At 63.5% G+C, this 12,204-nt stretch carries 15 protein-coding genes; 10 read left to right on the top strand and 5 right to left on the bottom strand.

Annotated elements, in window-relative coordinates; genetic code table 11:
* Nucleotides 1-157: 157 nt before the first annotated feature.
* The 6 genes from hisB (at nucleotide 158) to CAG11_RS07350 (ending at nucleotide 4,169) form a co-directional block, all read left to right on the top strand.
* On the top strand, nucleotides 158-751 hold the full coding sequence (gene hisB, locus CAG11_RS07375; protein ID WP_010453482.1) for an imidazoleglycerol-phosphate dehydratase HisB: 594 nt from the start codon (nucleotides 158-160) through the stop codon (nucleotides 749-751).
* The gene (hisH, locus tag CAG11_RS07370) at nucleotides 751-1,389 is read left to right on the top strand and encodes an imidazole glycerol phosphate synthase subunit HisH (protein ID WP_068589465.1); all 639 of its coding nucleotides are present in this window, start codon (nucleotides 751-753) and stop codon (nucleotides 1,387-1,389) included. Before hisB ends, hisH begins: the two co-directional genes overlap by 1 nt.
* Nucleotides 1,390-1,650 (top strand): DUF2164 domain-containing protein, encoded by a 261-nt coding sequence (locus tag CAG11_RS07365; protein ID WP_053132563.1) that lies wholly within the window; start codon nucleotides 1,390-1,392, stop codon nucleotides 1,648-1,650.
* A 103-nt stretch (nucleotides 1,651-1,753) separates the two neighbouring features.
* A complete protein-coding gene (hisA, locus tag CAG11_RS07360; protein ID WP_085595719.1) occupies nucleotides 1,754-2,491 on the top strand; it encodes a 1-(5-phosphoribosyl)-5-[(5-phosphoribosylamino)methylideneamino]imidazole-4-carboxamide isomerase in 738 nt (245 codons plus the stop codon).
* Nucleotides 2,492-2,579: 88 nt separating this feature from the next.
* A complete protein-coding gene (gene hisF, locus CAG11_RS07355) occupies nucleotides 2,580-3,350 on the top strand; it encodes an imidazole glycerol phosphate synthase subunit HisF (protein ID WP_022639244.1) in 771 nt (256 codons plus the stop codon).
* A 63-nt stretch (nucleotides 3,351-3,413) separates the two neighbouring features.
* Complete coding sequence (locus CAG11_RS07350; RefSeq protein ID WP_085595716.1) at nucleotides 3,414-4,169, top strand: ABC transporter substrate-binding protein; 756 nt, start codon at nucleotides 3,414-3,416, stop codon at nucleotides 4,167-4,169.
* Between the two features lie 77 nt (nucleotides 4,170-4,246).
* On the opposite strand, the gene CAG11_RS07345 is transcribed toward CAG11_RS07350, so the two are convergent.
* From CAG11_RS07345 to gpmI, 4 genes are all read right to left on the bottom strand, one after another.
* The gene (locus CAG11_RS07345) at nucleotides 4,247-5,056 is read right to left on the bottom strand and encodes a divergent polysaccharide deacetylase family protein (RefSeq protein ID WP_085595714.1); all 810 of its coding nucleotides are present in this window, start codon (nucleotides 5,054-5,056) and stop codon (nucleotides 4,247-4,249) included.
* A 98-nt stretch (nucleotides 5,057-5,154) separates the two neighbouring features.
* Nucleotides 5,155-6,465 carry a S41 family peptidase gene (locus CAG11_RS07340; protein ID WP_022639247.1) on the bottom strand — a complete coding sequence of 437 codons (1,311 nt, stop codon included), beginning with the start codon at nucleotides 6,463-6,465 and terminating at the stop codon, nucleotides 5,155-5,157.
* Nucleotides 6,466-6,496: 31 nt separating this feature from the next.
* The gene (locus CAG11_RS07335; protein ID WP_053132556.1) at nucleotides 6,497-7,783 is read right to left on the bottom strand and encodes a murein hydrolase activator EnvC; all 1,287 of its coding nucleotides are present in this window, start codon (nucleotides 7,781-7,783) and stop codon (nucleotides 6,497-6,499) included.
* A 135-nt stretch (nucleotides 7,784-7,918) separates the two neighbouring features.
* The gene (gpmI, locus tag CAG11_RS07330) at nucleotides 7,919-9,448 is read right to left on the bottom strand and encodes a 2,3-bisphosphoglycerate-independent phosphoglycerate mutase (protein ID WP_031319998.1); all 1,530 of its coding nucleotides are present in this window, start codon (nucleotides 9,446-9,448) and stop codon (nucleotides 7,919-7,921) included.
* Between the two features lie 150 nt (nucleotides 9,449-9,598).
* Here gpmI and CAG11_RS07325 point away from each other — a divergent pair, with 150 nt between their 5' ends.
* From CAG11_RS07325 to secB, 3 genes are read left to right on the top strand one after another with little or no spacing between them, the layout of a single operon-like run.
* Complete coding sequence (locus CAG11_RS07325; RefSeq protein ID WP_022639249.1) at nucleotides 9,599-10,012, top strand: rhodanese-like domain-containing protein; 414 nt, start codon at nucleotides 9,599-9,601, stop codon at nucleotides 10,010-10,012.
* A complete protein-coding gene (grxC, locus tag CAG11_RS07320) occupies nucleotides 10,012-10,266 on the top strand; it encodes a glutaredoxin 3 (RefSeq protein ID WP_022639250.1) in 255 nt (84 codons plus the stop codon). Before CAG11_RS07325 ends, grxC begins: the two co-directional genes overlap by 1 nt.
* Nucleotides 10,267-10,305: 39 nt before the next feature.
* Entirely contained in the window at nucleotides 10,306-10,785 is a 480-nt protein-coding gene (gene secB, locus CAG11_RS07315) for a protein-export chaperone SecB (protein WP_022639251.1), read from the top strand.
* Nucleotides 10,786-10,951: 166 nt separating this feature from the next.
* On the opposite strand, the gene CAG11_RS07310 is transcribed toward secB, so the two are convergent.
* The gene (locus CAG11_RS07310; protein WP_022639252.1) at nucleotides 10,952-11,407 is read right to left on the bottom strand and encodes a tRNA (cytidine(34)-2'-O)-methyltransferase; all 456 of its coding nucleotides are present in this window, start codon (nucleotides 11,405-11,407) and stop codon (nucleotides 10,952-10,954) included.
* Between CAG11_RS07310 and CAG11_RS07305 the strand changes: the two genes are divergently transcribed.
* Complete coding sequence (locus tag CAG11_RS07305) at nucleotides 11,406-11,846, top strand: hypothetical protein (RefSeq protein ID WP_053132554.1); 441 nt, start codon at nucleotides 11,406-11,408, stop codon at nucleotides 11,844-11,846. The two genes, CAG11_RS07310 and CAG11_RS07305, sit on opposite strands and share 2 nt — an antisense overlap.
* The last annotated feature ends 358 nt before the right edge of the window (nucleotides 11,847-12,204 follow it).

Here is a 12,204-nt window from a genome sequence, read left to right as displayed (position 1 = left end):
TCGCTCGCTTTCGCGCCCGGGGTTGCTTGTCATGACAGGTACAACCCCGCAGCCATTGGTTCGCGCCCGTCAGGATGTCGTTCGACGTGTTCCTGTTTGGCCCTCCCCGGGCCTATACTGCTCGCCTTTTTCGCCCAATGATTTTGCGGAGCTGGTGATGGCCGAACGTAAGGCATCTGTCGAGCGCGACACTCTGGAAACCCAGATCAAAGCCTCGATCAACCTGGATGGCACCGGAAAGGCCCGATTCGATATCGGCGTACCTTTCCTCGAGCACATGCTGGACCAGATCGCCCGGCATGGGCTGATCGACCTGGATATCGAAAGCAAGGGCGACCTGCATATCGACGACCACCACACCGTGGAAGACGTCGGCATCACCCTGGGCCAGGCGTTCAGCAAGGCCATCGGCGACAAGAAAGGCATCCGCCGCTATGGCCATGCCTATGTGCCGCTGGATGAAGCCCTGTCCCGCGTGGTGATCGATTTCTCCGGCCGCCCCGGCCTGCAGATGCACGTGCCCTTCACCCGTGCCACCGTCGGCGGCTTCGATGTCGACCTGTTCCAGGAGTTCTTCCAGGGTTTCGTCAACCACGCCAACGTGACCCTGCACATCGACACCCTGCGCGGCCACAACACTCACCACCAGATCGAGACCGTGTTCAAGGCCTTCGGCCGTGCGCTGCGCATGGCGGTGGAGCTGGACGAGCGCATGGCCGGGCAGATGCCTTCCACCAAGGGCGTGCTGTAATGCAGACGGTAGCCGTCATCGACTACGGCATGGGCAACCTGCACTCCGTGGCCAAGGCCCTGGAGCACGTGGGCGCCGGCAAGGTGCTGATCACCAGCGACGCCAGCGTGATCCGCGAAGCCGATCGGGTGGTGTTTCCCGGCGTGGGCGCAATCCGCGACTGCATGGCCGAGATCCGCCGCCTGGGCTTCGACGCCCTGGTGCGTGAAGTCAGCCAGGACCGTCCGTTCCTGGGGATCTGCGTGGGCATGCAAGCCCTGCTGGAGCACAGCGAAGAGAACGACGGCGTGGACTGCATCGGGCTGTTTCCCGGCCAGGTGAAGTTCTTCGGCAAGGGCCTGGTGGAAGAGGGCGAGCACCTCAAGGTGCCGCACATGGGCTGGAACGAAGTGAAGCAGGCGGTGGACCATCCGCTGTGGCACAGCATCCCGGACCTGGCGCGCTTCTACTTCGTGCACAGCTACTACATCACCGCCGGCAATGCCCGGCAGGTGGTGGGCAGCGGCCACTACGGCGTGGACTTCGCCGCGGCGCTGGCCGAGGGCTCGCGCTTTGCCGTGCAGTTCCACCCGGAGAAGAGCCATACCCATGGCCTGCAGCTGCTGCAGAACTTCGCGGCCTGGGACGGTCGCTGGTAAATGAACAGGTCGCGGACCAAGGCGCCGATACTGACGCTGACCCCCGAGCAGGAGCGCGAGGCGCTCGACAAGCTCAAGCGCTTGCTCGAAGACCGCTTCGACCTGCAGCTGGGGTCGTTCGAGGTGGCCGAGGTCCTCGAGTTGTTCAGCAAGGAAATTGCCCCCCACTACTACAACAGGGCGATTGCCGATGTTCAGCTGCACCTCAAGGAGCGGTTTGAGAGCATCGAAAGCGACCTGTGGGCGCTCGAGAAGAATTAAGGCAGCGGCCAGCTTCCAGGCTGCAAGCTGCAAGAAATACCAATGCGTGCCTGCTTGCAGCTAACAGCTTGCAGCTTGCAGCTCTTTTGACGAAGGAAAAAGCATGCTGATCATTCCCGCAATCGACCTCAAAGACGGCGCCTGCGTGCGCCTGCGCCAGGGTCGCATGGAAGACTCCACCGTATTCTCCGACGACCCGGTGAGCATGGCCGCCAAATGGGTCGAGGGTGGCTGCCGCCGCCTGCACCTGGTTGACCTCAACGGTGCCTTCGAGGGCCAGCCGGTCAACGGTGAGGTGGTTACCGCCATCGCCAAGCGCTACCCGAACCTGCCGATCCAGATCGGCGGTGGCATCCGTTCGCTGGAAACCATCGAGCACTACGTCAAGGCTGGCGTCAGCTACGTGATCATCGGCACCAAGGCGGTGAAGGAGCCGGAGTTCGTCGCCGAGGCCTGCCGCGCCTTCCCGGGCAAGGTCATCGTCGGCCTGGACGCCAAGGACGGTTTCGTCGCCACCGACGGCTGGGCCGAAGTCAGCTCGGTACAGGTCATCGACCTGGCCAAGCGCTTCGAGGCCGATGGCGTCTCGGCGATCGTCTACACCGACATCGCCAAGGACGGCATGATGCAGGGCTGCAACGTGCCCTTCACCAAGGCCCTGGCCGAAGCCACCTCGATCCCGGTGATCGCCTCCGGCGGCATCCATAACCTGGGTGACATCCAGGCCCTGCTGGACGCCAAGGCTCCCGGCATCATCGGCGCCATCACGGGCCGGGCGATCTACGAGGGCACGCTGGATGTGGCAGAGGCTCAGGCGTTCTGCGACAGCTACAAGCCGTAAGCCGCAAGCTGCAAGTTAAAAAGCTTGGTCTCGGCCTGCTCTTACTTGCAGCTTGAAGCTTGAAGCTTCTTAATCGGAGATTAAGTCTATGGCGCTAGCCAAGCGCATCATCCCTTGCCTGGACGTGGACAACGGTCGGGTAGTGAAGGGCGTCAAGTTCGAAAACATCCGCGATGCCGGCGATCCGGTGGAGATCGCCCGGCGCTACGATGAACAGGGTGCCGACGAGATCACTTTCCTGGACATCACCGCCAGCGTCGATGGTCGTGATACCACCTTGCATACCGTCGAGCGCATGGCCAGCCAGGTGTTCATCCCGCTGACCGTGGGCGGTGGCGTGCGTACCGTGCAAGACATCCGCAACCTGCTCAATGCCGGTGCGGACAAGGTCTCGATCAACACCGCCGCGGTGTTCAACCCGGAGTTCGTGGGCGAGGCTGCACAGCATTTCGGTTCCCAGTGCATCGTGGTCGCCATCGATGCCAAGAAGGTATCCGGCCCGGGCGAAGAGCCGCGCTGGGAAATCTTCACCCATGGCGGGCGCAAGCCCACCGGGCTGGACGCGGTGGAGTGGGCGAAGAAGATGGAGGGCCTGGGGGCCGGCGAGATCCTGCTGACTAGCATGGACCAGGACGGCATGAAGAACGGCTTCGACCTGGGCGTCACCCGAGCCATCAGCGATGCCCTGGGTATCCCGGTGATCGCCTCCGGCGGTGTCGGCAACCTGCAGCATTTGGCCGATGGCATCATCGAGGGCCACGCCAGCGCTGTGCTGGCGGCCAGCATCTTCCACTTCGGCGAGTACACCGTTCCCGAGGCCAAGGCCTACATGGCCCAGCGCGGGATCGTGGTGCGATAGCCACTGGACAGCATGGCGGGCTCGCGGCACTCTTGAGTTCGCCATGGTTCCCGGTAACCCGTCATGCTCAAACGTCTTCTTGTGGTTGTCGCCAGCGCCGGTTTTCTGCTCGGTGGCCTCGCCCGCGCCGCCGAACCCGCCGACACCTCCCTGGTGTTGCTGACGGAAAACTTCCCTCCCTACAACATGGCCATCAACGGCAAGAACTTCGCCCAGGGCGAGAATATCAACGGTATCGCCGTGGATATCGTCCGTGAGATGTGCAGGCGCGCCGGCATCAACTACAGCCTGACCCTGCGCTTTCCCTGGGAACGCATCTACAAGATGGCCCTGGAACAGCCGGGTTATGGCGTGTTCGTCATGGCCCGGCTGCCGGACCGCGAGCCGTTGTTCAAGTGGGTCGGCCCCATCGGCCCGGACGACTGGATCATGCTGGCCAAGGCCGGCAGCAAGATCACCCTCGAATCCCTGGAGCAGGCGCGCAAGTACAAGATCGGCGCCTACAAGGGCGATGCCATCGCCGAGACCCTGGCCAAGCAGGGCCTGGCCCCGCAAGTGGTACTGCGTGACCAGGACAACGCCAGGAAGCTGGTGACGGGGCAGATCGATCTCTGGGCCACCGGTGATCCCGCCGGGCGCTACCTGGCCAAGCAGGAAGGCATCACCGGCCTCAAGACGGTGCTGCGCTTCAACAGCGCCGAGCTGTACCTGGCCTTGAACAAGGACGTATCCGACGAGGTGGTAGCCAAGCTCCAGGCGGCCCTGGACGAGATGCGCAAGGAAGGCCTGGTGGAAGAGATCATGGGCCGCTACCTCTAGATCAGCGGCAAGCTACAGGTAACAGCAGATCGGTGGCGCTTTGGCTTGTAGCTTGAGGCTTGCCGCTTCGCGCTGCCCTATCTGTACTTGCCGTTCTTGCCATGCCCGCTCATGGCCTGGTTGCTGCGCAGGCTGATCATCGACTTGATATCGATCCACTCGATGCCCTGGGCCTTGAGCTTGGGCAGTTCGCGCTCCAGCACCGCCAGGGTCTGCGGATACGGGTGGCCGATCATCACCGCCGAGCCCTGCTTGTGTGCCAGCTTGATTGCCGTCTGCAACTGCTGGGCAATCGCCGGCTCGGTACGTTCATCGTCGAGGAACACATCCCGGGAAACGCTGGCCAGGCCGATCTTCTGTGCCTCGGCGGCGGCCACGGTCTGGGCGCTGGTGCGGCTGTCGACGAAGAACTTGTTGCGCCGTTGCAGCTCGCCCATGAGCCAGGCCATGGCCGGTCGCTGGGACGTCATGCGGCTGCCCATGTGGTTGTTGATACCACTGGTGTAGGGCACGGCCTGGAACGCCGCTTCCAGCCGCTTCTGCAGTTCTTCCTGCGGCAGCTCCGGGTGCCAGGCGAAGGGCCCGGTGGCCGGGTCCATGGGCATGTGCAGGATGACGATCTTGCCCGCGCGGTGGGCTTCCCGGGCGAATTCGGCGGCGTGGGGCGTATCGGGCATGATCGCCGTGGTTACCGGACCGGGTAGTCCCAGCACGCGGCGATCGCGGGGCAGGTTCTGGCCCAGGTCGTCGATGATCAGGCTCAGGTAGGCCTTGGGCGCCTGTGGGGCGGCGGCCTGGGCCGGGAGGCAGCAGAGCAGGGCCAGCAGCAGGCCGCCGAGCAGCCTGGAGAGCGGCTGGCGGCTGTGCGTCGAAGGAAAGTGCAGCATGGGAATCAGCAATGGCCTTGGCAGTGGGACGCCCTGGCGGACGCTTCGCCGGCTAGCCGGCTCCCTGCTTGGGAGTCGGCCGGCCGGCGAGGGTTCAATCATTTTCCGCGGGTGATGCTCAAGCCCTTGAGCAGGCTCAGGGCCTGGGCCAGCTGGTAGTCGTCGTCCTGCGGCATCGGCTTGGCCTTGCCGCTCGAGCCGCTTGGCTTGTCGGCGCCGCCGTTGCCGTTGCCCAGGTGGCCCTGGAGGTCGGCTTCCTTGAAGTACTCGCCGTCCTGGGACTCGCTGGTGATCTTGGCGCGGCGCACCTCGATGTCCGGGACGATGCCCTGGGCCTGGATCGAGCGGCCATTGGGGGTGAAGTACAGCGCGGTGGTGATCTTCAGGGCGCGATCGTTGTTCAGCGGCAGCACGGTCTGTACCGAACCCTTGCCGAAGCTGGTGGTGCCCATCAGCACGGCGCGCTTCTGGTCCTGCAGGGCGCCGGCGACGATCTCCGAGGCCGAGGCGCTGCCGCCGTTGATCAGCACCACCATGGGCACGGCTTCGCTCTCGTCCTTGCCGGTGGCGGAGAAGCGCAGCTCGGAATTGGCGATCCGGCCCTTGGTGTAGACGATCAGGCCCTTGGTGATGAAGTGGTCGACCACTTCCACCGCCGCCTGCAGCACGCCGCCCGGGTTGTTGCGCAGGTCGAGGATGATGCCGTTGAGCTTCTTGCCGTTGTCCTTGCGCAGCTTGGCCAGGGCCTTGGAGACTTCCTCGCCGGTCTTGACCTGGAACTGGGTGATGCGGATGTAGCCATAGCCGGACTCCAGCAACTGGCTCTTCACGCTCTTGACCTGGATGGTGGCGCGGGCCAGGGTCACGTCGAATGGCGTGCCACCGTCGCGGACCAGGGTCAGGGTGATCTTCTGGCCGATCTTGCCGCGCATCTTGTCCACGGCCTCGGTCATGGTCTGGCCGCGGGTCGGCTGGCCGTTGATCTTGACGATCAGGTCACCGGCCTGGATTCCGGCCTTGGAGGCCGGGGTATCGTCGATCGGCGACACCACCTTGATGAAGCCGTCTTCGGCGCCGACCTCGATGCCCAGGCCGCCGAATTCGCCGCTGGTGCTTTCCTGCAGTTCGGCGAAGTCTTCCGGCCCCAGGTAGGACGAGTGCGGGTCGAGGTTGCTGAGCATGCCCTTGATGGCGTTTTCCAGCAGGGTCTTGTCATCGACAGGTTCGACATACGCGGCCTTGATGCGGTCCATCACCTCGGCGAAGGTGCGCAGCTCTTCCAGCGGCAAGGGCGCCTTGGTGGTCGCGGCGCTGGTCGCCTGGGCGGTTTCGGCGGCGAACGCCAGGGGCGCGCCGATCACCAGGGCGATCGTCAGGGCCAGCGAGGTAAGGCGGGACAAATGCAGCATGTCGAACGAACTCCTAATTTAGATGCAGCGCTTATCCTTGCGCGTGGCACCACTGTGCCGGGTCGCTGGGGCGGCCCTGCTGACGAATTGCAAAGTACAGCGCAGGAGTGTCCTGTCCGCCACTATTACCCACTGTGGAGATGGACTCTCCGGCCTTGACCACGTCGCCAGCTTCCTTGAGCAGCGTCTGGTTGTGTCCGTAGAGGCTCAGGTAGCCGTTGCCGTGGTCGAGGATCACCAGCAGCCCGGCACCGCGCAGCCAGTCGGCGAATACCACCCGGCCCCCATGCACGGCATGGACCTGGCTGCCGGCGGCAGCGCTGATCATCACCCCATCCCACTTGGAGCGGGCATCGTCGCCACGAGTTTCACCAAAGCGTGCCAGCAATCGACCATCGACTGGCCATGGAAGTTTGCCCCGTGCCGAAGCGAATGCTCCGCCATAGGACGGCCCACCGCTGGAAACCAGTGCCCCAGGGGTGGAGTGGACCGGCTTGCGCGGCGCATCGCTGGTGTCGGCCTGGGCTTCACGCAAGCGCTTTTTTTCGGCTTCCTGCTGGGCAATCAGCGCTTTCTGACGCGCCTCTTCCGCCTCGCGAGCCTGGCGTGCCAGGGTTTCCTCGATGGTCTTGAGAACCTTGCCCAGGTCGGCCTGGTCCTGTTCGCGCTGCTGCAGCTTCTGGTCCCGAGCCTTGACGTCGTCGTTGAGCTTGGCCAGGGCCAGCTGGCGCTCCTTGCGGACCTTGGCCAGTTCTTCGCGCTGGGTGTCGAGGCTGCTTTTCTGCACCAGCAACTGGGCCTGCTGCAGGGAAATTTCCTTTTCCACGTTGGCCAGCTGGCGCAGGGTCTCGTTGAAGTTCTTCAACTGCTCCAGGCGGGCCTGGCTCAGGTAGTCGTAATAGGTGAGGGTACGGGCGAATTTTTCCGGATTCTGCTGGTTCAGCAGCAGCTTGAGGTATTCCTGGCGCCCGTTCTGATAGGCCGCGCGGGCCTGGATGGCGATCAGTCGCTGCTGTTCAGTGCGCGCGCTCTGGAGTTTTTTTTTCTCCTCATCGAGTCGCTGCAGCTCGGATTCGCTTTTCTTCAGCTCTTTCTGCAGGGCCTCGACCTGCTTCTCCAGCTTGCCCATCTCGGTCTCGGTACCGCGCAGCTCCTTCTGTACTCCGGACTTTTCTTCCTGCAGCTTGCCCAGCAGTTTCTTCAGCTCGGCAATGTCCTGACGCGTGGCGTCCAACTGTTGTTGGGTTTGCGCGCGCTCATCGGCGAAAGCCGGTTGGAGCAGGCAGGTCAGGGCAAGGGCAATCAAGGCGCGAAGCATAGAGGCGGGCGACACCAGGGAAAGGGACGGCCTAGTATGCCCGCCCATCGCCGCAAAAAAAACGCCTCAAAGCCAACTGCTTTGAGGCGTTCGTCATAAAAGGCCGTTTGCGGCCAATTATTGGGCCATTTGCTATCAGACCAGGATCGATTTACCGGTCATTTCCGCAGGTTGCGGCAGGCCCAGCAGCTTGAGCATGGTTGGCGCCACATCCGCCAGGACGCCGCCTTCACGGACCTTCAGCGGCCGCTTGCCGACATAGATGAAGGGCACCGGCTCGGTGGTGTGGGCGGTGTGGGCCTGGCCGGTGGTTTCATCGGACATCTGCTCGACATTGCCGTGGTCGGCGGTGATCAGCGCTTCGCCACCGACCTTCTCCAGGGCGTCGACGATGCGCCCGACGCACAGGTCCAGGCACTCGACGGCTTTCACTGCGGCGTCGAACACGCCGCTATGGCCGACCATGTCGCCGTTGGCGTAGTTGACGATGATCACGTCATAGCGCTGGTGCTCGATGGCGTCGACGATCTTGTCGGTGACTTCCGGGGCGCTCATTTCCGGCTGCAGGTCGTAGGTGGCGACCTTCGGCGACGGGATCAGGATGCGTTCTTCACCCGGGAACGGCTCTTCGCGGCCGCCGGAGAAGAAGAAGGTCACGTGGGCGTACTTCTCGGTCTCGGCGATGCGCAGCTGGGTCTTGCCGTTCTTGGCCAGGTAGTCGCCCAGCACGTTTTCCAGGCTGCTGGGGGCGAAGGCCGCCGGGGCCGGGATGCTCGCCGCGTACTGGGTGAGCATGACGAAACCGGCCAGTTTCGGCTGGCGCGCACGCTCGAACTCCTGGAAGTCGTCCTCGACGAAGACCCGGCTCAGCTCGCGGGCCCGGTCGGCGCGGAAGTTCATGAACACCACGGCATCGCCGTCCTCGACCTTGACCGGCTCGCCGATGGTGGTGGCCTTGACGAATTCGTCGCTCTCATCGCGCGCGTAGGCCGCTTGCAGGCCTTCCTGGGCGCTGGCGGCGCTGAACTGGCCCTGGCCCTCGACGATCAGGTTGTAGGCCTGGGCCACGCGGTCCCAGCGGTTGTCGCGGTCCATGGCGAAGTAGCGGCCGATCAGGCTGGCGATACGGCCCTTGCCCAGGGTCTTGAAGGTTTCGTCCAGCAGTTCGATGGACGACTGGGCGCTCTTGGGCGGGGTGTCGCGACCGTCGAGGAAGGCGTGCAGGTAGATTTTCTCGGCGCCACGCTTGAAGGCCAGCTCGGCCATGGCCACCAGGTGGTCCTGGTGGCTGTGCACGCCGCCGTCCGACAGCAGGCCGAGGATATGGACCGCCTTGCCGGCAGCCACGGCCTTGTCCACGGCGGCGCAGATGGTCGGATTCTCGAAGAATTCGCCGTCGCGGATGGCCTTGGTCACCCGGGTGAAGTCCTGGTACACCACGCGGCCGGCCCCGAGGTTCATGTGGCCGACCTCGGAGTTGCCCATCTGGCCGTCCGGCAGGCCGACATCCATGCCCGAACCCGAGATCAGGCCGTTGGGCACGCTGGCGCACAGGCGATCCAGGACAGGCTTGTTGGCGGCATAGACGGCGTTGGATTCGTGGCTCTCGCTGTGACCGAAGCCATCCAGAATCATCAGGACCAAAGGTTTAGGCGTGGTAGTCATGGCGTCCACTCGTGGCTGGAATAGGAGGTGTTGAAAAAGGGAGTGGCAGTTTAAAGGCAAGTTCCATCGGCGTCACCGCCGGGCGGGGTTTGGCCGGCCTTGAGGGCTGTGTATACTGGCCGGCATTTTCACGCCCTGGAACCTCCTTAGATGGTTGCTCACCTGATTCAATTCGCTACTGAACACTACTTGCTCGTCGGCGCCTTCGTCATTCTCCTGGCCCTGCTGATCGCTCACGAACTGAGCCGCGGTGGTCGCAGCCTCAGCACCGGTGAGCTGACTGCGCTGGTCAATAGCGAGCAGGGCGTGGTGATCGATATCCGTCCATCCAAGGAATACGCCGCGGGCCATATCGTCGGCGCGCTGAACATTCCCCAGGACAAGCTCACCGCTCGCATCGGCGAGCTGGAGAAGCACAAGGCCAAGACCATCATCCTGGTGGATGCCCAGGGCCAGCACGCCGGCACCCACGCCCGCGAGCTGATGAAGTCCGGCTTCACCGCGGCCAAGCTGTCCGGCGGTGTCGCCAGCTGGAAGGCCGATAACCTGCCATTGGTGAAGTAATGTCCCAGGTCATCGTCTACTCCAGTGATTACTGCCCTTATTGCTCGCGGGCCAAGCATCTGCTCGCAAGCAAAGGCGTAGCCTTCGAAGAGATCAAGGTCGATGGCAAGCCGCAGGTGCGCGCCGAAATGACCCAGAAGGCCGGGCGTACGTCCGTGCCACAGATCTGGATCGGCGCCACCCACGTAGGTGGTTGTGATGATTTGTTTGCCCTGGAGCGCGCCGGCAAGCTCGACGCGCTGCTGGCAGCCTGAAACTTCCCTTATAGACCCCGAGATCAAGAAGGATCTGAGATGACTGACCAACAGAACACTGCTGCTGCCGAAGACGAAAGCGCACCGCAATTCTCCCTGCAGCGCATCTACGTGCGTGACCTGTCCTTCGAAGCGCCGAAAAGCCCGGCGATCTTCCGTCAGCAGTGGGAACCCAGCGTCTCCCTGGACCTGAACACTCGCCAGAAAGCCCTGGAAACCGACTTCCACGAAGTGGTGCTGACCTTGTCCGTGACCGTGAAGAACGGCGACGAAGTGGCCTTCATCGCTGAAGTGCAGCAGGCCGGTATCTTCCTGATCAAGAACCTGGACGAGGCTTCCATGAGCCACACCCTGGGTGCCTTCTGCCCGAACATCCTGTTCCCGTACGCTCGCGAAGCGCTGGACAGCCTGGTGACCCGTGGTTCGTTCCCGGCCCTGATGCTGGCTCCGGTGAACTTCGACGCGCTGTATGCCCAAGAGCTGCAACGCATACAGGCCGGCGAGAACACCGTTCAATAAGAGCTTCGCCAAGCCATGAAAAAAGCGCCTTTGACGGCGCTTTTTTCATGGCTCGGCGAAACCTCCAGGTAGGAGCGAGGCTTGCCCGCGACAAGGGCGACGCGAAATGCCTGAGCACCGCGTACCGTTCATCGCTGGCACGCTTGGCTCCGGCACGAGCAGGCGCTTATTTGAAGCCCAGTTGGCGCCAGCCTTCATAGACCGCCACCGCCACGGTGTTGGACAGGTTCAGGCTGCGGCAGCCTTCGCGCATGGGCAGGCGCAGGCGCTGTTCGCCGGGCAGGGCGTCCAGCACTTCGGCCGGCAAGCCACGGCTTTCCGGGCCGAACAAGAAGGCGTCGCCTTCCTGGAAGCTGGCGTCGTGGAAAGGCCGCGAGCCCTTGGTGGTGAAGGCGAACAGGCGCGGGTGGCCGAGGCTCTGCAGGCAGCTGGCGAGGTCGGGGTGGCGTTGCAGGGTGGCGTATTCGTGATAGTCGAGGCCGGCGCGACGCAGGCGCTTGTCGTCCATTTCGAAACCCAGCGGCTCGATCAAGTGCAGGTGGCAGCCGCTGTTGGCGCATAGCCTGATAACGTTGCCGGTATTCGGCGGAATTTCTGGTTGGAAGAGGATGACGTGAAACATGCACGGCTCCGAAGAGAAAGACAGGCAGCATTCTACGCCTGAAGAAGACCCGCGGCCGAAGCTAATGCTGCGGGTGTTCGGCTCCCTGGCCATAGTCGGGTTGATGGTTGGCTTGATGATCGGGCGCCTGACCCAGACCGAGCCGGTGCAGTTGCTCAAGGTCGAAGGCGTGGCCGAGGGCCTGGTGGTGTGGTTCGACCGTGAGCCCAAGGTCCATGGCGAGCATATCGAGGGGGCGGTGGCGCTGCTGTTCGATGCCACGGGCCAGGCACAACAGGGTCAATTGCAGGTCAACCAGCGGACCGCGAACTGGCGGATACGCCTGGCGGACCAGGGCTTGTTGCTGAACCTGGTGGCTGCTCGCCCGCTGCGGGGCGAATGGAGCGCAAGCGAGGTGGACGGGCGTTGGCGCCTGGAAGTCCGCCTGCGCGAGCAATAAAAGAGGGAAACCCCGGCCTGCCTGTACCAAGGCCCCCAAAAGGGAAGGGCTGGTCGTTTTGTCGGCGACGAGCCCTGGTGTAAAGAAGGGGATTCCCGGCCTGCCTGTACCAGGGTCCCCAAAACTCTGGCCTGCTCGCTTGGCGCGGGCGGACCGGGTGTTAAAGAGGGGAGTCCTGGCCTGCCTGTACCAAGGTCCCCGAAACGGGTGAGCGGTGGTGCTCGTGATCTTGTTATTGCAGGGGGCGTGCCAATTCGGGATTAAACGGTTCAGTTAATTGCAGGCTCAAGCTGAGGGCCCCGTTTCTCGGGGCTTTCGCCGTTTTGTTGAGTTTTTCTTGCCTGGCCTGGTGCGGCCG

This window comes from Pseudomonas sp. B6(2017) (genome assembly GCF_002112765.1).
GTDB lineage: Bacteria > Pseudomonadota > Gammaproteobacteria > Pseudomonadales > Pseudomonadaceae > Aquipseudomonas > Aquipseudomonas piscis.
This window is presented reverse-complemented; position numbering and strand designations above follow the sequence as displayed.